This is a genomic window from Pseudarthrobacter phenanthrenivorans, assembly GCF_036455295.1.
GTDB lineage: Bacteria > Actinomycetota > Actinomycetes > Actinomycetales > Micrococcaceae > Arthrobacter > Arthrobacter phenanthrenivorans_C.
The window spans coordinates 1-19,072 of record NZ_JAYXNX010000024.1 but is presented as its reverse complement, the minus strand read 5'-3'; the positions used below and the strand labels follow the sequence as shown (position 1 = coordinate 19,072).

Here is a 19,072-nt window from a genome sequence, read left to right as displayed (position 1 = left end):
CGGGCCCTTTCTGAAATATATTGCCGATCAAGTCCTCGATACCCACCAATATGCCAGAGGCCACATCCAATCAGCAACATATTTCCGAAATACTCCGTTGAGGGCTACAGGGGACCGTCATTTGGTCAATTCGGAACGATATTGCAGATTTCAAGCGGCCAAAAGCAACCGAATTGGGGGTTCAGCCCACGCCAATCCTTGAGGAGGTTTACCGGCGGGCGTGAGAACGAACAAACGAGCAACCACGGAATCCCGAGACCAAGAGTGGCTGGCCGGGGTGCGGGGACTATGGTGGTGACGTGGACGAAAGAGTCGATTATCCGGGTCTCATTTGGCTCAAGGACCCCATTAACCCGCAGCGAAGGCACTATGAAGATTGCTCGCACTTCGACCGGGGCAACGACGGGTCGATTCTCGGTCCGGCGCCGTACCGGGCCTAGGAGCAGCAGATGCATTCGATCCTCCCGTGCCAGACATGCGCCGAAAGGTCGGGTGGATCAGGCTCCCCCGGCCGTGAGAAGGATGGCCGGCACGGAGATGTCTGCCCGTCGTGTTTCATGGAACGGCCCCTGATTGGTGTATGCCCCAACTGCGGAGATGAGTGATTTCCGATGGGACTTACTTCATGGCTTCGTGAAGCGTTCGGCAGAAAGGGACTGGAGGCCGCGGGCTCTCCCGATCCGCGCACCTACGGCCACAGCCAGCCATCCATAACCAGGACGCTGACCATCAGCTACAGCGCCTGCGTTGAGGTCGCCGGGACGACCACTTTCGCGAAGGACGCCGTGGCCGCTTTGGCGGACCGCCGCGGCCTTGGTGGTCGGGGCTACTTCGTAGGCCAGGCGCAGCTGCAGCGGGAGCCGGAGAACCCTGTCGACCCGCAAGCAGTCGCCGTCCTGGTGGACGGAGAGCGGGTCGGCTGCCTGCCCTCGTATGCGTCCGAGGATGTACACCTGCCTGTCGGGGTCAGCCACCCGGTCCCCTACCAGCTGCACATCCTCCATGAGGACAAGTTGCGCGCCAAGGCGTTCGTGTGGCTGGGCGACGGTGACCCGGAGTGGGCGTACACGGCGCAGAACCCACCCGCGCTGGCGCCCACAGAGCGCGTCAACGACTCCCATGCGGCGAAGTCCGCCATGGTCCGCGAAGCCCTGGCAGAAGGCGGAGCCCGGGCGGAGCAGTTCAGGCGCGGCATGGTCGACGGAGTGCATTACCTGGAGCTCATTGAGCCGATCAAGCAACTGAAGCGCGGAGGCCGGCTCGAAGAGGCGTTGGTCCTTTACTACAAGGCCATCGCGGGTGCGGAGGGTGACGCGCAGGGTGGCGTGCCTGCTCCCTGGTACACGGAGCAGGCTGCTATCGTCCACCGGAAGCTTGGGCAGAGGGACGAGGAGATCGCTGTGCTGGAACGATGGCTGCAGCAATACCCCGAGGAACGCCGTGCCGGCAGCCGGATCGGTGAACGCCTCGCGAAGTTGGAGGCTCGCTGATGTCGAAGTCCGGCGCCTCCCGTCCGCTGGAGCACCGGTCTCCGCCGTGTCCGGAGGGGCTACGCCGTGTTTCCCAGGGCGTTGGCGACCAGCCGGCGGTATGTTGCCGGGTTGTTCCCGTGCACCCGGCTGTTAGCGGCTGAGTAGTGAGGGACTGTCACTGACCGCAACCTGGCCATGTTCAGGGCGCGGGCCAGGTCCCGCTCGTGCTTGGCGAAGGCTTCGCCCGTCTTTTTTCCGATCACGATGAACAGCGGGTCCGCAGCCTGAAGTGCGTGAAGCTGTTCCGTCAGGACAGCCACGTCGCGGCGGATGGTGCCAGGGCTCAAGTCCAGCGTCTTTGACTTCGAATTGACCTCGGTCAGTAGGTCGGTCATGTAGGCACCCCAGTGGGCGGTGCCGCGAAATGCCTCCGCGAGGAAGTGGTCGTTGTGCCGGGGGCCGGCGTGGAAGTTGTGCCAGGGCAGCCGCTCCACGAGCGAGTCGCCCGGGTTCAGTCCGAGGATGATGGATCGGGAATGCAGTGCCCCGTTGAGCCCTTCCGTCGGGAACGAGATGTCGCTGGCACGGTTATACGAGTCGGCTGGCGGCCAGACCGCCCATGAGGCGGTCATTTGGTAGGGGGCCATGGTTTCCAGCAGTGACGTCACCGAGAAAGTATGACATTGCAACTGCCCTGGCAGGCCTCACGCGCCGCACCCTTAGACAGGGACGGGTGAGAATCCGGCTTGTCGACCGGCCCGAGCGCGGTGCCGTCAGGAAGTTCAGCGGAGAAGCACGTCGGCCCACATTACCGACCGAAGTCTCGACCATCGATTTCAGCCGTCGAAAAATTCGGACCGGACTCCGCCGGCTCATCGCGTTCGTGCGTTCGAGTCGCCACTGCTTGATCTGCTCAGGATGGGGTGTGCTGAACGTCGATCTGAGGGTATGGCGAGTGGCCGGTCAGCAGCGGTTCGGGCCGGCCCTGGGTCACGTGGTCGACGAATGCTGTCAGGTAGGCGTTGGTGATGGTGAGCGCTTCGGTACCGTCGATAGGACCGAGCGGGACTTGGGACCTGATCGGTGCGGCAAGGTAATAGCCGCCGTAGTCGCTGAAATTGAAGTGCCCCGCTCCGGTGATCTGGTAGCACCAGACGTCCCCGGTGCTGGCGACCAGCAGCGTCCAGGCTGTGTCCCGGCTGGCTTGGTCGCCGGCGTCGACCGGTTGGCAGGTACCGGTGATACAGGAGTTCCGGCTCCCGATGAGCATCATCGGCTTGGCGAGCCCGGAACGGACGACCGTGCCGTACTGAGTGCCGTCGAGGTCGACCGCGCCGGCACAGCGGGAGTCGGTGCGGCACGCCTCCAACGCGGCCGCCCCACCGAAAGAGTGCCCCGCATAGACAATTGTGCTGGCGTTGATCTGCCCGGCGAAGCGGCCACTGGTGTTCAGCCCCGCGACGTGCGTAGCGACGAACTGGCCGTCCGCCGCCCAGATAGCGACCAGCCTGTCCCCGGCGGCCTGCGCGTCGCCCGCGTGCTCGTTCGTAGTGTCAATCGCCGATGGTTTACCCGCCTCCGTGGCGGACACGGTCTGACCGTCGAGGACCGTTAGGTTCGCACTGTACGTAGGGGTGACACCGGCGACCAGATAACCGTGGCTCGCCAACTCTTCCGCGAGCGTCGCATATTGCGGCGCGGCGAGACCCATGCCCGGCTCCAGCACGACAACGGGGAACTGGCCCCCAGCGACCGGAACGTCGGCGTACGAATTGTCACGAACATCTGCGAACCTGGTTTCGCCAAGACCGGCCGGACCGCTGAGATGCAATCCCGCCCAGGCGCCCGGAGTGTAAGGTGCGTGCTGCGCGCCAGGGCCCGGGACACCCGGGTACCACAGCCAAACGGACAGCTCCCGTGGCTTGCCCGGTTGTGGGGCGAGCTGATCGGTACGGGCGCTGTCGGTCCATTCGACAAGGGTCCGACCGACCTTGTAAGGGCCGGTCGGACTCGGCAGCGTTACCGGCTGCGCAGCCCGGCTCGCGACGTAACCGGTGTAGCCGCTGAGCGCAACAACGAGTACGAGCCCGATCCAGAGAACCCACCGCACCCACCGGCGTTTCTGCTTTCCCCGTGCGCCTTCGCCCATGCCTTGATCGTAGGGGACGCACGGCCTGCGCTCCCGATCACCGAGTGAAGTTCCCAGGTCACGGCCCGTCGGGTTGCCTACGGTACGTTGGGGCAATGAGCTTCTTTGTCCCCAGGAACAGCCTGACAACGCTGCCGAGAAGGCAGGTGGCAAAGCCAAGGAAACGGCCGGCGCCGCAACAGGTGACGAGAGCCTGAGGACCGAAGGCCAGACAGACCAGGCCAAGGGCGACTTGAAGCAGGCCGGCGAAAAGGTCAAGGACGCCTTCAAGGACCGACAGGCATCACGGGAAGGGCGCGCTCAGCGAACGGGGCGCGCCTTTTTCGTGCCCTCGGCGCGGTTGACCTTGAGAGGGGTCAGCTCCGGCAGCTCGCCCGTGAACACTGTCCGCGGATCCAGGCCCACCGCTTCGAGGATCGCACGCGCCAAGGCCGGGGCGTGCTCGGCCCGGTACGACACGGCCGCCGTCACCCCGTCGGCCTGGTCGATTTGGATCGTGGCGTCCTTCTCTCCCCGCGGAATCGGCTTCCACACGGCGAGATGGTCTTCCTTGATCACGGTGTCCCGGTGACGGTGAACGAAGTAGTCCTCGGCGGCCATGGCAGTCCTCTCCTGAAAATGGGCAAGAGGGCAGTATAAGCACGTCGGATGCCCTGGTGGGCTCGTCCGGACAGTTCGGCTAGACGTTTCAGCATCAAAAAGCGCAGACCGGGCCCTTTTTGAATGTCCCTGCTGTAGGCTTCGGGCATGTCGGAGCCAGAGGGGCAAAAGCATCTCCAGGCGAGAACGACGCATGGCTCCTGGCTCGCCTCAATCTGGTCATCGGGCCTTGCGGTCATCTGCTTCTCACCCCTGATGATTAGCAAGTTCAACGTCAGGAACGGCTGGGATGTGGCAACACTGTCGATCCTTGTCCTGGCCGTTCTGGCCAACGCGGTCAGGGTCCTGTACCTACTCCGAGCCCGCCGCCGTGACGCAGCATTCTGGAAAGAAGAAGAAGCTAGAAGGGCCGAATGGGACCGCCGAGGCAGGTCACTTTAACCCGCCACCATGGACCTCGAGTGGCTGGATGTCATAGCCCGTTGCACGAACAGGATCCGCTTCACGTTGCCCACGAAGTGCCGGAGCTGAGGGACGGGTGGGTGAAAGCTGTTTTAGTCTTTGACGGAGCGGGCACGTATAAACGTCCCCGATTTGCAGCAAGGAAACTTGGGGGACGATGTGGGGGCTCACATGCCTGGGGACCAACGGGGAGCCTGGAAAATAGGGGGCGCCGGGCTCTTCGCGGCGTCGGCAATGCTGCTGACATCTTGTTCCTATTCAGAGCCGGCACCCTCCCCTACTACCTCCAGTGCTTTCGCAGTAGCCGAGGCGGCGGAGGTTACTGCCTCCAGTTCCAGCGCTCCCACGCTTGATGTGGCCGGCAAAGTGGGGCTGAGCTCATACGAACTCCCAATAACGTACACAACTGTCCCAGGGGACACCTGGGAATCCATTGCAAAAGCGTTTGAGCTCAAAGAAGCGAGCCTCAAAGCATTTCAAGTGACGCCTGCGGACGCAGAGCCCGCGCCGGGAACTGTCGTGGACCTGCGAGGGGTCGACTACCCGCGCCCAGGAGCGGCCGGCGGTTACCAAAAGGACGCGTCGGGACGCCCAGGCGTTTATACCGTTGTCGAAGGAGACAACCCAGGGGCCGTAGCCGCACGCTTTGGAATACCAGTTCGGCAGTTGGTAACCGATAACAAGCTCCCCGGAATGTGGTCATTGTCCCCAGAGGCCACCGCATCCTTTACGCCCGGCATGAAACTCAAGCTGCAAAACCCCTCCTAAGAAGCTCCAATGGATCATTAGCCAAAGTGAGAGGCACCGCACCAACCAGTGGGGCTCGGGCCATGAGTGATGTGGCTTTCCCGTGTGGGTTTTAGTGGATGAGGCTTTGGAGCAGTGCTGGCTCCAGGGCGGCGTCGATCAAGATGTGGGCGATGATGCAGGGCCACAGGCTTCGTCTAGACATCAGGTAGAGGGTAGCCAGGGCCCATCCGAGCACGGTCGTCGCGGCCTGGGCCAGGAGTGCGGCGGGGAGGCCGGCGAAGGCGTAAAAGTGCAGGCCTCCGAACACGAGCCCGCTGATAAGGACCTGGAGTGCCGGGCTGCGGCCGGCGGCCGCCAATCGGTCCATCAGGACGCCTCTGAAAAGGGACTCTTCAAAGAAGCCAGCAATCACTGCGGCCACGACCGCGACGAGCTTCAACGGGGTCAGGTGGCTGACAGCCCCACTCACCATCGAGTTCCCGCCCAAGGTAGCCGCGATGTAAGCGAAGGCAATAACAGCGGCCCCGACGAAGGCATATCTTGGGGTCTTTCTCCGAAATCCCTCGATCGGTCCGCGGGTCCGAATTGCCAGCAGGCCGCCGAACTCGACGGCGGCGACCCCTGCGAGCATCATTCCCACCCGGACCTCCGCGGCTGCCTTGACCGTGAATGCCCCTATCAGGGCCGCCAGTCCCATGAACATGAATGCGCGGGCGAGGCGCCGAGCGCTCACCGAGCCTAGCCACCCCTGCACAGCCGAGAGCGGGACCAGACGCACCCCTTTGCCGCCCGCACCTATGCGGCGTCCCATCCCGTTCGCGATACGCGCCATTTCCGATCCCCCAACTTACGTCAACGACACTGACCCCGGACATCACAGACGATAGCCTTCAAAACCAGGCCAGTCTTCGGGGAAGGATTGCTGCTCGCGATCTAATCGCCGGACGCCGGGTGGACCGCTGAAGACGCGTTTACGGGTCGGATGAGTTGGCAAAGACAGGTCAAGCGTCGTTGCAGGTCCCGTCGAGCCATGCGAGGGCCTCGGCCTCATCCACGAAGTACCTGACAGGGCAATGAGGCCAGTCAAGTCCGCGAAGACTGTGGGCGATGACCTTGTCTACAGCCGTGCTGCCGAGGAGGGCGAAGGCTGCCACGTGGGTCGCTTCGCTGTAAAAGGCGACAGCTTCCCTGCTCACCTCTCCGACGCCCGTGACGTCGAGGAGCACACATACTGGTTTGCCGTTCGCCAAGGCAAGTAGCCGGGCACGTGCCAGCTCACCATCTGCCTTGACGATGTGTGTTTGCGGCTGCAGATCAATCCGGAGTATTCCGGGCTTAATGTGCTCAATGGTGACCCGCGGAGACGACTCACCATCCAGCGGCCGCTCGTGTCCGAAGAAATCCCTTGCCCCCGCGCTGTCAGCGCTTTTACATGTTCCCAGTGCCATGTCGCCTGCTATCAGTCCGGCAGCCACGCAATCAGATAGAGCGGCGGCGCCTCTGTCCCCGTAGCCCGGTTGCTTCAGGCTGTCCGCCACGGTACGGGAAAGGTGTCCCGGCGTCCAGCATTAAGTGTCGGCTCCACGCGAGGTTTCGTGTGCCGTGTTTACGGCTGCAAGCCGTAGAGGTTACAGCCGAACCGCGACCCGGGTGCGCGAGAACTTCCCAGAACTTGATGCTTTCTTGAGCAAAATGAGCGGAAACCGGCATCCGATGGGGTCAAAATAGTAGCCGTTGTGTAGCAGAACGCGACGTCCCTTGGATCTGATGTGGCTGACGCTCCTCGATCTCAGGATTCAGGCAAATGCCTCGAGCCCCGCCGCCGGATCGCTCCCCGCGGCGGGGCTTTCCTGCACCCGGCCGTCGTGACGTTTTACGGCGCCGGCGGTTCGGGATGCACATAATGGGATTCCAGTCTTCAGCCAAGAGATGGTCAGGAGCGTCCGGGAGGGTGAGAGGCTGCTGATGACTGTGGAGCTGGACACTTACCTGTTCCCCTTGGTGGCCAAGGGCGCATGCCCGGCCGGCACCTTCGAGTTGAACTTCGGGACAACAGACCAGGATGCACGTATGCTCTCGGACAAAATATGAATTGCATGTGGTCAGGGCCGAAGGAAACGCCTATGTGGGAGAAGCTGCGTGGCAAGATCAAGCGTTCAGTTCGCTTCCCGAAGCGCTCGACCGGCGATCTGAACTCCTTGAAGAACTTCTGGTTTTTATTCGGACTGATTTGGATCTTCCTTGGACTTTTTGGCCGACCTGGATGGGCATCCGCGGGGCTCGTCCTCCTCGGTGTGGCGCTGATCTCTCAGTTTGGCCTGGCCGTGAGAGAAGTTCGTCGAAGAAGAGCAGAAGCTACCCATGAGGACCCGCGCACATGATGCCTTTGAAAGCTGAAACTGGCTTCCGGATTGCTGGCGGGCTTGTCGTCATCGTTCTGGGTGTCTTGTCCGTTGTCCTTTCGTGGACAAGGCCAGTCAATTTCTGGTTATCCTCTCTGGAATCCATTTTCGGTGTCTTGGTCGTGGCCGCAGGTTCGCCTGTCTTATTCGGACGGAGCCGCAACGGTCCGCTGAGGCTGACGAATCGCCGGTGGAAGTACTTTTCCGTGATCGGCTTCGTGATACTCATCGTCGTTTTTGTCACCCTGACCGGGTCGGACTTTTTTCGCACTCCGACCCTTCCCCTGTTTCCGTCTCTCATGGGACTGCTTTTAGCGCAGGTGTTTGAGGCAGGGGCCGAGCCAGGGTAGAGCGCTTGCCCAACCGAGCAGCAGCGATCTGCGGATTTGGAAACGGAACATGATTGCATCGGCGATAGCAGCTGGGCTCTGCGGTCTGCTAGCCATCATCTCTGCACGCGGACCTGACCGACGTGGTCCGTCACAGCGTCGAGGCCGCCCAGCCCAAGGCGGCCGCCGCCGGGATTACCCTGGAACTGCTCCCCACGGGGCCGCCACGGGTTACTTTGATCCTGACCGCCTCGGCCAGGCCGTTGACAACCTCGTCTCCAACGCCATCAAGTACACTCCCAGCGGCGGTACGGTCACCGTCGAGGTAGGCGCCAGCGGCAACGAGCTTCTGTGCAAGGTCACCGATACGGGGGTTGGCATGACCGAAGAAGAACTGGACCAGGCATTCACCCGCTTCTTCAGGGCCGCCACCGCTCACTCGTCCACGATTCCCGGCGCCGGGCTGGGTCTGGCCATCACCCGGTCCATCATGGAGAACCACCGCGGCCAGATCAGGCTCTCCAGCGCTCAAGGACACGGCACCACAGCGGCGCTGGCCCTGCCGGCAGCTGAGGCAGATGTCCCGTTTATAGTGTCCGCATAGCGCGCTCCCTGCGGCAAGAAGGTGGCGGTGAGACATTGGAGCCGCTCAAGCGCCGCCTCGGCTTGAAATCCCTGTCGCTGGTCGACGGTGCCCCTACCATGGGCACCCCTCAAGGACACTTTGTGGCGCTACATTCCGCTCAACGCTCGGCTGGCTCAATGGCACCCATGGAGTGAGCGAGGCAGCAACGAGTGCTGTTGTGGAGCAATTGCTGCCCGGCTCGCATGTCCTCGGCGCCGCGAAAGGTCGGCGAGGTGCTCATGGACATCAAGCCCGGGCTTCATGCGACGGCCAACGTCCAGCACTTGGATCCTTCGGCCTATGGTTGTCAAAACCGCTTACTCGAGTGCACCGGAGGCACATTGGTGATGCCGATGACCCTTGCGGCTTGTCCGGTGATGGCGAGGTTGGCCCGATATAGGGGGAACTTTATCGCGGAGCCGGTTCACGCTTCACCTATAGCCTGCAACTCTTCGCTGACTCCCTTCGGCAAATCCTGCCCCTTCCACCCGAGTCCACCTGGGCAGGGCAATACTGACGTCCCTCACCGGGTGTACTCGCTCGAGATAGGCCATGCAAGGTGTCATGATTGGCGCCAAAGGCTCCTCCGCGTAGTTCCCCTCGTAGGACCTCAATTTGGGTTGCAAGAGTCACAGCTGAGGTTGTTGGCCCTCGGGGTCGTCGTGAGCAGAACTGTTAAGGCCCTCACATACGGCGACTTCGCCGGTTGTATCCGGGACCCCAGGGAACTGAACTTGTGCAACTTCGGCACCGGCAGACCCAGAAGTTCCTGAGCGCATGCGAAGTAGGGCCACCGCAGATATGAGAAGCCACGCGATATTCGTGGTCACTGAAGGCCATGCTTCGTGGAATGCGCCATTAACGATGAAAGCACTTGCGCCGAGGAGATTTGCCGTCTGGAAGCCCCTGCCTGGCTTCACCCAGCCCATGGACACAACGAGGTAGGCAGTCAGGATCGCAACGGCGCCTGCCCAGCCGGCTAATTCCCACAGCAGTTCCATGGAGTCCTTTCAACAACGTGTCTTGCTTCTTTATGCGCTCGGCCGGAAGTCTGCAGTGGTGGGTGTCGTTGGTGCAGCGGTAAGCAGTCATAAACGTCCTGGGGGTCTGCTCACTCTCCTCCTGACGATGAATGACGTGGGTGTGGTCTAGTAGCGTCGGCTACGCATCGGCGTGCCATGCGGCGAGGCCGAGCTGGCAACCGGAGCCGAGGAGGGACCTTTCTTTCAGCGCATCAACCAGGTACGTCCTGCCGGAAAAGCTGACCATAACCATGGAGCCGAGGTAGACCACGTCGGTGAGTATCTGGTCCCAATGCCGATATTGCACGTCGTGTCCTTCGCCGCCGTAGATCCGCTGCACAATCTCCCGTCCTGACGTCTTGGCGTCTAAAGATCTTTGCCACCGGTTGATGTGTTCCATCGGAACAAGGCTGTCTTCGCTGCCCCAATACGTGAAGACCGGAGCGTCCACTCTTCCGAGATCAGGCAGGGGCGATCGAGCATAGAAGTCAAAAGCCTGCTTTAGCCCCGCTGGAACCGTCCGCCTGCCCTGTGCGAAGACCGCGCGAGTTGCCTCTTCTATCGCGGAATCGACGAAGCCGGGTATCTTGTGGACGCAACTGCTGGTGGGGAACGTCCACCATGACACTGGATCGGCAGCTACTTCACTGGCGTCGAAGGTGATACCGGCGGTCCCGATGGATTCGGAGTATGCGCACGCCAGGTGCAGCGACCGTACCCGCTCGGGATAAGCGGCTGCGAGATGTGCGGCGTAGGGCCCCCCGCCGGAAATTGCGACGATTGACGCGCGGTCAATGTCCAGGCTGTGGAGAAGGGACCACACGTCTTCGGCGTACGCCTCAAATCCAACGGCTGGGTTGAACGGCGTCTGCCCCAAGCCGTTGCGCTCGACTGAGATGATCCGGACGTTCAGCTGCTCCTGCAGGGAACGCGCGAATTCCATGAGCCGGAACGCGCGGACACTGGTTCCTGCACCTCCCAGGAAGATCAGCGGCACCCCATAGCGCTGACCTTCATCGATAAAATGGACGGTCCGTCCGGAGGACACCTGGGCACTTCGCACCACTGGCCCCAGCGGGTCGAACCCGACCTGTCCGAGCTCACGATGAGCGAGGGACTCCATTCGAACTTCCATCCAATTTCCCTTCATCCATGAGTCCCCTTGCGAGCACTCGAAGGAGTAGCTGGCAGCTAAAGAAAGCCCTACATCGGTACGGAGGTCGAAGGCTTGAAGTGATATTGAGGCTTTCTGCACCAGCGAGGCATTAGCCGGCCACGGAAACGAGCGCAGTCAAAGACACAAGCTCTCGCCGCTGCTCTGGGATTGCCTGTCTTCTTGTGGAGCATCTTATCGCAAGTTTTCTTAAATGTAAGTTAAAGCTCTTGCCAAAGTCGCAAGTCGTTTATAACGTCTAGCCATGGCAACACCCACTTCAGAAAATATGGAGCTCGCCGAGCGCGCCCGCCTCTCTATTCAGAATTCAGGTTTGGTTCAAAGGGAAGTCGCTCGGCACGTTGGACTGGATGAAACGAAGCTCTCCAAGTCCCTTGCCGGGACGCGCCGGTTCCAGCCTTCGGAACTGACCAGTCTTGCTGATGTTACGGGTGTCACGGTGAACTGGCTGATGTCCGGTTCGGACCAGACACTGGGTGTTTCTGTACCGCCGCCGGCCATGATCCTGCCCACCAAGCACGCCGAAAACAGCGATCATGCTCGAAAACGGCGGACCATCGTTGAATCCGCCTGGTGGCTGCTGGCGCGGCGCGGCTATTCGGCAGTGCGCATCGTTGACATCGCTTCTGCCTGCGGCGTAAGCACTGCAACCGTGCACTATTACTTCGCGACGAAACGGGAAATTTTCGCGGAGGTTCTTCGCTACTCCGTGAAGCTGGCTTTTGACCGACAAATCGCCGAACTGCACGCCATCAGTGAGCCCGTAAGCCGGCTCAAGCGACTGATCGAGCTTCAGCTCCCCGCGGGGGACCGAGGCCGTGCGGAATGGTCCATTTGGCTGCAGACCTGGTCTTACGTCGCCGTGGATGAGTCAGGAAGGGAAAACCACGCCCAAGGCTACCGGCGCTGGATACAGACAGTGGAGGACGCCATTGTTTTCGGCCAGCAGGCCGGAGTGTTCGTCGAGGTGCCATCAGCCGACCTCGCGATTGAGATCACTGGCCTCGTGGACGGCCTGGGCATCAAAGTGCTGACAGGAATGCTGACTTCTGATCAGATGCACCGACATATCGAAAGTTTCATAGACCGCAATATCGTCAAACCATAAGGGAGCAATTAATGAACCGCAAGGTCATCGTCACCTGCGCGCTTACCGGCGCCGGTGACACCACCGGCAGGAGCGAGCATGTTCCTGTCACACCCGAGGAAATCGCGCAGGACGCCGTTGAAGCCGCCCGCGCCGGTGCCTCGGTGGTCCATATTCATGTCCGGGACGTCGAGACCGGCCAGGGTTCGCGGGATGTGGCCCTGTATCGGGAAGTGGTCCGGCTGGTCAGGGAAAGCGATGTAGATCCCGTCATCAACCTCACCGCCGGAATGGGTGGTGACCTGTTCCTGGATCCGGGCGAACCGACCAAGCAGATGCCCGGAACGGACCTCGCCAGCGCGTTGGAACGCTTGGCCCACGTCGAGGAACTGCGGCCGGAGATCTGCACCATCGACTGTGGTTCGCTGAACTTCGGCGAGGGTAGCCAGCTCTATGTCAGCACTCCCGACATGTTGCGCGAAGGCGCGGCACGGATCAGGGAACTCGGCGTGAAGCCTGAGATGGAAATCTTCGATACGGGCAACCTGTGGTTCGCGAACATCATGGTTGAAGAAGGCCTCATCGCCCCTCCCCCGCTGTACCAGCTGTGTATGGGAATCCCATACGGGGCACCCGTGAACGCCGGCCTGCTTCAGGCAATGGTGCACATGCTCCCGCAGGGTGCGCAATGGACCTCCTTCGCCATCGGCCGGGACCAACTGCCGTGGGTGGCCCAGTCCGTACTCCTGGGCGGCCACGTTCGGGTAGGGCTGGAGGACAACCTCTACCTCAGCAAGGGCGTCAAAGCCACCAATGCGCAACTCACCGAGCGCGCCATCCAGATCGTCAACGACCTCGGATCGTCGGTGGCCACACCGGACGAAGCCCGCGAAATACTCCAACTCGAGAAGAAGGCATAACCCATGACAACCGTTGATTTCACACCCGTCGACATACATGACATCGACACCGTCGCTTGTGTAGGCATCGGTACCATCGGCGGCGGGTGGGCAGCCTACTTCCTCGCTCAGGGCTACCGCGTCAAGGCGTGGGACCCGGCCCCCGACGCCGAAGCAAAGCTACGGCGCCTTATCGATGCGGCGTGGCCGGCGTTGACCAAGCTGGGTCTGGCCCCTCATGCCTCAAAGGACAACTTCACGGTCCACACCGATCTTGCCGAGGCTGTCGACGGTGTCGGCTTCGTCCAGGAGAGTGCACCCGAGGTCCTTGACCTCAAACGGTCACTGCTTGCCCAGATCGATTCCGTCACGGCACAAGAGGTCGTGATCGCTTCCTCCACCTCCGGGTACGGCATGACGGAGATGGCCACCGAGGCCGCCAATCCGTCCCGGCTCGTCGTCGGCCACCCCTTCAACCCGCCGTATCTCATTCCCCTCGTGGAGGTCGTCGGAGGCGAAGATACGTCGGCAGAGGCAGTGAAGTGGGCTGCTGCCTGGTACGAACACATCGGTAAGTCCGTCATCACGATGGACAGGGAGGTACCGGGTTTTATTGCAAACAGGCTCCAGGAAGCCCTTTGGCGGGAAGCGCTGCACATGGTGGACAACGGCGAGGCGACTGTGGAGCAGCTTGATCTGGCCATCACCGATGGACCCGGTCTGCGCTGGCCTATCCAGGGACCCATGCTGACGTTCCATTTGGCGGGCGGCGAAGGTGGAATGGCGCACATGCTCGATCATTTCGGTCCGTCGCTGAAGTCACCCTGGACCCGCCTTGACGCCCCCGAACTGACACCGGCGCTGCGGAACGCTGTCATTGCCGGGTGCGACGAAGAAGTCGCCGACAGGTCCTTTCTGGAACTCGTTGCCGAACGGGACGAAGCAATCATCGCCATCCGGAACGCTGTGGCCGCCGTGAAAGCGGCACAAGAGTAATGGCCACAACAACGCGGGCCCTCCCCGCGTACCGCTGCGACGTTCTGCCCGAATGGATCGATTACAACGGACACATGTCAGAGGCCTTCTATGTGCTGGTCTTCGGGTTCGCTACAGACCAGGTCATGGATGAAATGGGAATGGACCAGGTCTACCGTCAGGACACAGGCAATTCGCTCTACACGGTCGAAGGCCACATCCGGTACCTCATGGAAACAGGACAGGGTGCTGAGCTGACCGTGACGACGGACATCGTCAACTCAGGCCCGAAGAAACTCCACTTGGCCCACGAGATGCGCTCTGGCGGCCAACTCATTGCAACCGAGGAAATCCTGGCCCTCCACGTCAATCAGGTCACGGGGGGCACGGAAGCATTTCCCAGTTCCGTCAGCGAAAACATCACCAGAATCACCCAGTCCGGCGAGCATCAAATGCCCGAGTGGGTCGGACGGAAAGTGACTGCCTAGGCCACGCGCATCTGCAGAAAGAAACAGTAGTGAAATCAGCATCATCGCCCACAGACACAGGTGGGTGCGTGTCAGTTCACTACGCCTGTTAACTGGGCAACTACTATCACTTCATCGAGGACGGAAAGCGGAGTAAAGAGACTGCACCCCGGTTTCCCGAGCACCTACCTGAGCCTGGTCGCAGGCTTATGTTCTGCGGCCAAAACTCGAAGTTAACCCACATTATTGACGCGTCACTCCACGACGCACCCTCCCCCGTTTGTACCGCATCCACTTCCTTACACCGCCGTAGGAGGCACCGCTTATGCCCGCCCAGAATCGCCACCGAGTCCGCCTAATCACTGCTTTGGCCCTGAGCGCCTCGCTCATGGGGCTTTCAGCCTGCTCCACCGGCGCGGCGGACCCCGCTACCGCAATGTCCACACCCAAGCCCGGCGGCAACCTGCGCGTCGGAATTGTTGGTGGTTCTGCCAAGGACAGCCTGGATGCCCACGCACCGGTGACCCATCCGGACGAAGCCCGCGCCATCCAGCTATATGACACGCTGGCCGGCTACGACAACGACCACAAGATCCAAATGTCACTGGCGGACAAGATCACCCCGTCAGCCGACGGCAAGACCTGGACCGTGCACCTGAGGGACGGCCTGAAATTCAGCGACGGAAAGCCCATCACAGCAGACGATGTCATCTTCACCTTCAAACGCATCACCGACCCCAAGGCGCCCATGGCAGGCGCTGCAGCGCTCTCCACACTGGACCGCGACGCCCTTAAAGCCGCCGATCCGCAGACCGTCGTCTTTACGTTCACCAGCCCGTACGCCATCTTCCCGGACACCGTGGCCCAGTACAATTCCGGCATCGTCCCGGTCGGCTACGACCCTAAAAAGCCGGTAGGCTCCGGGCCGTTCATGCTGGACAGTTTCACTCCTGGTCAGCAGAGCGTGTTCGTGAAGAACCCGAACTACTGGCGCACTGGTGAACCGCACGTTGACAAGGTAACCATCATCGACTTTCCCGATGACACCGCACGGGTCAACGCGCTCCTCGGCGGTCAGGTAGACGCCATTGACCAGCTGCCGCTGGGCCAGGTCAATGTCGTGAAGGCGAACCCGGCTGTCAAGGTGCTCGAATCGGCCACCGGTTCCTGGCTGCCGTTTACGATGCGAGTAGACCAGGAACCATTCAACGACCCCAAAGTCCGTGAGGCCTTCCGGCTGATCGTGGACCGCAAGCAGATGGTGGATCAGGTGCTCGGCGGCCACGGCACCATCGGCAACGACATGTATTCCCCCCTGGATTCCTGCTACCCCTCCGACGTTCCCCAGCGCAGCCAGGACATAGAAAAAGCCAAAGCCCTGCTGGCCGAGGCCGGCAAGAGCAACCTCACTGTCGACCTGGTCACGTCCCCGGCAGCGGCCGGCCTCGTCGAAGCCGCGCAGGTCTTCGCCCAACAGGCCAAGGCTGCCGGAGTAACAGTCAACGTCAAAAAGGTGGACCCCGGCGAGTTCTACGGGGACCAGTACCTGAAATGGAACTTCTCCCAGGACTTCTGGTTCTCCCGCGACTACCTGCCCCAGACGGCAGCATCAGGCTTCACCGCATCGCCCTACAACGAGACGCACTGGAACGACCCGGAATGGTCCGCCCTGGTCACGAAGGCACAAGGCACCACCGATGAAACCGCTCGTTGCGGACTGATCAAGCAGGCTCAAAAGATCGAGTTCGACCGCGGCGGCTACATTATCTGGGGCTTCCCGAACAGCGTTGATGCCTACGGCTCCACCGTTCAGGGCCTCACCCCGGACAAGAGCGGGATTCCGCTGACCTCCTTCGGCTTCCGCAACGTCTGGCTGAACCAATGACGAAAGCCAGGAACGGCGGCATACGCCGACTACTGTTCCGGCGATCCCTGTTCGGACTGTTCACCCTTTGGGTGGTATCCCTTGTGGTCTTCCTGGCCACCCAGGCACTGCCGGGCGACGCGGCCCAGGCCATCCTGGGCCGCGAGGCCACCCCGGACAGGCTGGCGGCGCTGCGGGAACAACTCCATCTGGGAGGATCCCTGCCGGAGCAGTATCTCAGCTGGCTGGGAAATCTCCTGACCTTCAACCTAGGAACCTCGCTTGCCGGAGGTGTCCCGGTCAGCGTCGCAGTGGCCCCGAACCTGATCAACTCCAGCATCCTGATGATCTGTGCCGCGCTCATCGCCATCCCCCTCTCCATCGGCATCGGTACGTGGAGCGCCTTGAGGAAGGACACCGCCGTGGATCACGTGACCGGCATCATCACCCTCGTGCTGGCTTCACTGCCGGAATTCGTCGTGGGGGTGCTGCTGGTCCTGCTCCTGGCGACCGGCCTCTTCCACCTTTTCCCGGCCGTCTTTGTGCTCGTCCCGGGACAGCAGGTCTGGGCCAACCCGGCCCAGCTGGTGCTGCCCGTCCTGACTCTGGTGCTCGCAGTCTCCCCCTACATCATCCGGATCATGCGGGCCACGATGCTGGAGGTCCTGGACACCCAATACATCCAGCAGGCCCGGCTGAAAGGCCTGCCGGAACGCACAGTGATCATCCGCCACGCCCTCCCCAACGCCATCGGCCCGGTGGCGCAGGTCATCGCACTGCAACTGGCGTGGCTGATAGGCGGGGTGGTGATCGTGGAGTTCCTCTTCCGGTTCCCCGGCATCGGCTTCCAGCTGATTGACGCCGTCACCAACCGGGACCTGCCCGTAGTGCAGGCTTTGACCATCATCATCGCTTTGTTCTACGTCGTAGTGAACCTGTTCGCCGACGTCATCACCCTGGCCGCGAACCCCAAAGTAAGGACGGCACGATGAGCAGCACCCTCACAACCCGCTACCGCCCCGCCACTGGGCGTGCCACCGTCAAGCAGGGCTTGTTTCGGCGGGCCCTCAAATCCAAGCGGACCGTCCTTGGGGCGGTACTCAGCGGCTCGGTGCTGGCCCTGGCATTCGTTGGACCCTACATAGCGCCTCATTCGCCCACCGATGATTTCGTAGCCGCCCCCTTCTCTCCGGCAGGAATCGGCGGCCCCTTCGGCACCGACAACCTGGGCCGGGATGTGCTGTCGCGCTTCCTGGCCGGCGGCCAAACGCTCATGATCCTCTCGCTCGTCGCCACCGCGCTGGGCGTGGGCCTGGGCGCGCTTGTCGGGGTGCTGGCCGCCTACCGGCGCGGCTGGCTGGATGAGGCCTTGATGCGCACAGGCGACGTGGCCCTGGCTTTCCCCCAGATCGTACTCGCGCTCCTGTTCCTGTCCATCATGGGCCCCCAACTATGGCTCCTGGTGCTCATGGTCGGGCTCGGGCACCTTCCCCGCGTGGCCCGGGTTGTCCGCGGAGCCGCACTGTCAGTCGTCGAACGTGACTTCATCAAAGCAGCGGAATCCGTCGGCATTCCCCGCTGGCGGATCATGATCGGCGAAATCGTCCCCAATATCAGCTCCACCCTGGCCGTGGAATTCGGCCTGCGCCTGACCTACTCGATCGGTCTCGTGGCCGGGCTCAGCTTCCTCGGCCTCGGCATGCAGCCCCCGGCTGCGGATTGGGGCCTGATGATCAACGAAAACCGGATAGCCATGACCGTTTCTCCGTGGTCTGTAGCCCTACCCGTCATCGCCATCGCAGTACTGACGGTCGGCACCAACCTCGTCACAGACGGACTGGCCAAGGCATCCATCGGCAGCGACCAAGGAATCACGGCATGAGCACAAGCATCAGCAGCACCACTCCCGCCCTGGTGGTGGATGATCTGAAAATCACCGGCATCCCCTCGATGGCAGCCATCATTGAAGAACTCTTCCTCGAGGTGCTTCCAGGCGAAATTCTGGGGGTGGTCGGCGAATCCGGTTCCGGAAAAACGACGCTGGGTCTGGCACTGCTTAGTTACTGCAAAGCCGGCACACGCGTCAGCGGCGGAAGCGTCAGCGTGGCCGGCCAAGAACTCGCCGGGATGCACTGGCGCGCAGTCCGGGAACTGCGCGGGCAAACCGTGGCGTACATCCCGCAGTCACCGGCATCAGCGCTGAACCCGGCGCTGCGGATCGGAACCCAACTGAAGGAATGCCTCCAAGCCACCGGCACCGAGGCACTCCTGCGCGTCCGCGAAGTCCTGCGCGAGGTGGCCCTGCCCGACGACGACGAATTCCTGGGCCGCTACCCGCATCAACTCTCCGGCGGCCAGCAACAACGAGTAGCCATCGCAATGGCCTTCACGACCCGCCCCGCCCTCATCGTCATGGACGAACCCACCACAGGACTGGATGTCAGCACCCAGGAACACGTCCTCGCCACCGTCCGGTCGATGTGCAAAACCTACGATTGCGCCGCCGTTTACATCAGCCACGACATGGCAGTCGTGGCTGAACTCGCCGACCGCATCGCGGTGATGTATTCGGGCCGCATCGTCGAGATCGGGAGCACGGCGCAGGTGCTGGCCAACCCGAGCCACCCCTACACAGGCCGGCTGCTGCTGGCTGTACCGGATCTGGACGCTAAGCGGCCCATGATAGGCATCCCCGGCCACGCCCCCTCACCCCTGGCACGACCTCAAGGATGCGCCTTCGCCCCGCGATGCCTCCTTGCGGACGACTCCTGCAGGGCTGCGCCGCCAGGCAGTAC

At 62.0% G+C, this 19,072-nt stretch carries 20 protein-coding genes and 1 pseudogene; 14 read left to right on the top strand and 7 right to left on the bottom strand.

What is annotated here, in order from left to right; translation table 11 throughout:
- Positions 1-611: 611 nt before the first annotated feature.
- On the top strand, positions 612-1,490 hold the full coding sequence (locus VXJ37_RS19955) for a hypothetical protein (RefSeq protein WP_331324745.1): 879 nt from the start codon (positions 612-614) through the stop codon (positions 1,488-1,490).
- 59 nt (positions 1,491-1,549) lie between these two features.
- Here the strand turns inward: VXJ37_RS19955 and VXJ37_RS19950 are convergent, their stop codons facing one another.
- A complete protein-coding gene (locus VXJ37_RS19950; protein WP_331324744.1) occupies positions 1,550-2,140 on the bottom strand; it encodes a hypothetical protein in 591 nt (196 codons plus the stop codon).
- A gap of 245 nt (positions 2,141-2,385) precedes the next feature.
- Positions 2,386-3,621, bottom strand: coding sequence for an alpha/beta hydrolase family protein (locus VXJ37_RS19945; RefSeq protein WP_331324743.1), 1,236 nt, complete (start codon positions 3,619-3,621; stop codon positions 2,386-2,388).
- Between the two features lie 124 nt (positions 3,622-3,745).
- Here VXJ37_RS19945 and VXJ37_RS19940 point away from each other — a divergent pair.
- Positions 3,746-3,892, top strand: a pseudogene (locus VXJ37_RS19940) (CsbD family protein); the annotation flags it as partial.
- 29 nt (positions 3,893-3,921) lie between these two features.
- On the opposite strand, the gene VXJ37_RS19935 reads toward VXJ37_RS19940, so the two are convergent.
- The 3 genes from VXJ37_RS19935 to VXJ37_RS19925 all read right to left on the bottom strand — a co-directional run bounded on the left by VXJ37_RS19935 (position 3,922) and on the right by VXJ37_RS19925 (position 6,881).
- Positions 3,922-4,221 carry a hypothetical protein gene (locus tag VXJ37_RS19935; protein ID WP_331324780.1) on the bottom strand — a complete coding sequence of 100 codons (300 nt, stop codon included), beginning with the start codon at positions 4,219-4,221 and terminating at the stop codon, positions 3,922-3,924.
- Positions 4,222-5,542: 1,321 nt separating this feature from the next.
- Positions 5,543-6,166 carry a CPBP family intramembrane glutamic endopeptidase gene (locus tag VXJ37_RS19930; RefSeq protein WP_331324742.1) on the bottom strand — a complete coding sequence of 208 codons (624 nt, stop codon included), beginning with the start codon at positions 6,164-6,166 and terminating at the stop codon, positions 5,543-5,545.
- 268 nt (positions 6,167-6,434) lie between these two features.
- Positions 6,435-6,881, bottom strand: a complete 447-nt coding sequence (locus VXJ37_RS19925; RefSeq protein WP_331324741.1) for a DUF7793 family protein — start codon at positions 6,879-6,881, stop codon at positions 6,435-6,437.
- A gap of 517 nt (positions 6,882-7,398) precedes the next feature.
- Between VXJ37_RS19925 and VXJ37_RS19920 the strand changes: the two genes are divergently transcribed.
- Genes VXJ37_RS19920 through VXJ37_RS19905 form a run of 4 tightly spaced genes read left to right on the top strand, consistent with a single transcriptional unit; the run spans position 7,399 to position 8,768 of the window.
- Complete coding sequence (locus VXJ37_RS19920) at positions 7,399-7,524, top strand: hypothetical protein (protein ID WP_331324740.1); 126 nt, start codon at positions 7,399-7,401, stop codon at positions 7,522-7,524.
- 32 nt (positions 7,525-7,556) lie between these two features.
- On the top strand, positions 7,557-7,814 hold the full coding sequence (locus tag VXJ37_RS19915) for a hypothetical protein (protein WP_331324739.1): 258 nt from the start codon (positions 7,557-7,559) through the stop codon (positions 7,812-7,814).
- Positions 7,811-8,185 carry a hypothetical protein gene (locus VXJ37_RS19910; RefSeq protein ID WP_331324738.1) on the top strand — a complete coding sequence of 125 codons (375 nt, stop codon included), beginning with the start codon at positions 7,811-7,813 and terminating at the stop codon, positions 8,183-8,185. The genes VXJ37_RS19915 and VXJ37_RS19910 overlap by 4 nt, the downstream gene beginning before the upstream one ends.
- 49 nt (positions 8,186-8,234) lie before the next feature.
- Positions 8,235-8,768 carry a sensor histidine kinase gene (locus VXJ37_RS19905; RefSeq protein ID WP_331324737.1) on the top strand — a complete coding sequence of 178 codons (534 nt, stop codon included), beginning with the start codon at positions 8,235-8,237 and terminating at the stop codon, positions 8,766-8,768.
- A gap of 650 nt (positions 8,769-9,418) precedes the next feature.
- On the opposite strand, the gene VXJ37_RS21200 is transcribed toward VXJ37_RS19905, so the two are convergent.
- Both VXJ37_RS21200 and VXJ37_RS19900 read right to left on the bottom strand, forming a co-directional pair.
- Entirely contained in the window at positions 9,419-9,790 is a 372-nt protein-coding gene (locus tag VXJ37_RS21200; protein WP_440589837.1) for a CBU_0592 family membrane protein, read from the bottom strand.
- A gap of 160 nt (positions 9,791-9,950) precedes the next feature.
- Entirely contained in the window at positions 9,951-10,934 is a 984-nt protein-coding gene (locus tag VXJ37_RS19900) for an alpha/beta fold hydrolase (protein WP_331324736.1), read from the bottom strand.
- A gap of 295 nt (positions 10,935-11,229) precedes the next feature.
- Between VXJ37_RS19900 and VXJ37_RS19895 the strand changes: the two genes are divergently transcribed.
- From VXJ37_RS19895 to VXJ37_RS19860, 8 genes are all read left to right on the top strand, one after another.
- A complete protein-coding gene (locus VXJ37_RS19895; protein ID WP_331324735.1) occupies positions 11,230-12,093 on the top strand; it encodes a TetR/AcrR family transcriptional regulator in 864 nt (287 codons plus the stop codon).
- Between the two features lie 11 nt (positions 12,094-12,104).
- Positions 12,105-12,992: a 3-keto-5-aminohexanoate cleavage protein gene (locus VXJ37_RS19890; RefSeq protein WP_331324734.1), complete on the top strand. Its 888-nt coding sequence runs from the start codon at positions 12,105-12,107 to the stop codon at positions 12,990-12,992.
- A gap of 3 nt (positions 12,993-12,995) precedes the next feature.
- Complete coding sequence (locus VXJ37_RS19885; protein ID WP_331324733.1) at positions 12,996-13,967, top strand: 3-hydroxyacyl-CoA dehydrogenase NAD-binding domain-containing protein; 972 nt, start codon at positions 12,996-12,998, stop codon at positions 13,965-13,967.
- On the top strand, positions 13,967-14,434 hold the full coding sequence (locus tag VXJ37_RS19880; protein ID WP_331324732.1) for a thioesterase family protein: 468 nt from the start codon (positions 13,967-13,969) through the stop codon (positions 14,432-14,434). Before VXJ37_RS19885 ends, VXJ37_RS19880 begins: the two co-directional genes overlap by 1 nt.
- Before the next feature lie 304 nt (positions 14,435-14,738).
- Positions 14,739-16,298, top strand: a complete 1,560-nt coding sequence (locus tag VXJ37_RS19875; protein ID WP_331324731.1) for an ABC transporter substrate-binding protein — start codon at positions 14,739-14,741, stop codon at positions 16,296-16,298.
- The gene (locus VXJ37_RS19870) at positions 16,295-17,269 is read left to right on the top strand and encodes an ABC transporter permease (RefSeq protein ID WP_331324730.1); all 975 of its coding nucleotides are present in this window, start codon (positions 16,295-16,297) and stop codon (positions 17,267-17,269) included. Before VXJ37_RS19875 ends, VXJ37_RS19870 begins: the two co-directional genes overlap by 4 nt.
- Positions 17,266-18,159 (top strand): ABC transporter permease, encoded by an 894-nt coding sequence (locus VXJ37_RS19865; RefSeq protein WP_331324729.1) that lies wholly within the window; start codon positions 17,266-17,268, stop codon positions 18,157-18,159. Before VXJ37_RS19870 ends, VXJ37_RS19865 begins: the two co-directional genes overlap by 4 nt.
- Positions 18,156-19,072: ABC transporter ATP-binding protein (locus VXJ37_RS19860; RefSeq protein ID WP_331324728.1), on the top strand; the 917-nt coding region annotated here is incomplete at its 3' end. The genes VXJ37_RS19865 and VXJ37_RS19860, both read left to right, overlap by 4 nt.

What these genes read in the sequence shown, in the direction of transcription:
- VXJ37_RS19955 (WP_331324745.1), top strand. Translation starts at nt 612, where the DNA reads ATGGGACTTACTTCATGGCTTCGTGAAGCGTTCGGCAGAAAGGGACTG.
- VXJ37_RS19945 (WP_331324743.1), bottom strand. Translation starts at nt 3,621, where the DNA reads ATGGGCGAAGGCGCACGGGGAAAGCAGAAACGCCGGTGGGTGCGGTGG.
- VXJ37_RS19935 (WP_331324780.1), bottom strand. Translation starts at nt 4,221, where the DNA reads ATGGCCGCCGAGGACTACTTCGTTCACCGTCACCGGGACACCGTGATC.
- VXJ37_RS19925 (WP_331324741.1), bottom strand. Translation starts at nt 6,881, where the DNA reads ATGGCACTGGGAACATGTAAAAGCGCTGACAGCGCGGGGGCAAGGGAT.
- VXJ37_RS19920 (WP_331324740.1), top strand. Translation starts at nt 7,399, where the DNA reads ATGACTGTGGAGCTGGACACTTACCTGTTCCCCTTGGTGGCCAAGGGC.
- VXJ37_RS19915 (WP_331324739.1), top strand. Translation starts at nt 7,557, where the DNA reads ATGTGGGAGAAGCTGCGTGGCAAGATCAAGCGTTCAGTTCGCTTCCCG.
- VXJ37_RS19910 (WP_331324738.1), top strand. Translation starts at nt 7,811, where the DNA reads ATGATGCCTTTGAAAGCTGAAACTGGCTTCCGGATTGCTGGCGGGCTT.
- VXJ37_RS19905 (WP_331324737.1), top strand. Translation starts at nt 8,235, where the DNA reads ATGATTGCATCGGCGATAGCAGCTGGGCTCTGCGGTCTGCTAGCCATC.
- VXJ37_RS21200 (WP_440589837.1), bottom strand. Translation starts at nt 9,790, where the DNA reads ATGGAACTGCTGTGGGAATTAGCCGGCTGGGCAGGCGCCGTTGCGATC.
- VXJ37_RS19900 (WP_331324736.1), bottom strand. Translation starts at nt 10,934, where the DNA reads ATGGAGTCCCTCGCTCATCGTGAGCTCGGACAGGTCGGGTTCGACCCG.
- VXJ37_RS19895 (WP_331324735.1), top strand. Translation starts at nt 11,230, where the DNA reads ATGGCAACACCCACTTCAGAAAATATGGAGCTCGCCGAGCGCGCCCGC.
- VXJ37_RS19890 (WP_331324734.1), top strand. Translation starts at nt 12,105, where the DNA reads ATGAACCGCAAGGTCATCGTCACCTGCGCGCTTACCGGCGCCGGTGAC.
- VXJ37_RS19885 (WP_331324733.1), top strand. Translation starts at nt 12,996, where the DNA reads ATGACAACCGTTGATTTCACACCCGTCGACATACATGACATCGACACC.
- VXJ37_RS19880 (WP_331324732.1), top strand. Translation starts at nt 13,967, where the DNA reads ATGGCCACAACAACGCGGGCCCTCCCCGCGTACCGCTGCGACGTTCTG.
- VXJ37_RS19875 (WP_331324731.1), top strand. Translation starts at nt 14,739, where the DNA reads ATGCCCGCCCAGAATCGCCACCGAGTCCGCCTAATCACTGCTTTGGCC.
- VXJ37_RS19870 (WP_331324730.1), top strand. Translation starts at nt 16,295, where the DNA reads ATGACGAAAGCCAGGAACGGCGGCATACGCCGACTACTGTTCCGGCGA.
- VXJ37_RS19865 (WP_331324729.1), top strand. Translation starts at nt 17,266, where the DNA reads ATGAGCAGCACCCTCACAACCCGCTACCGCCCCGCCACTGGGCGTGCC.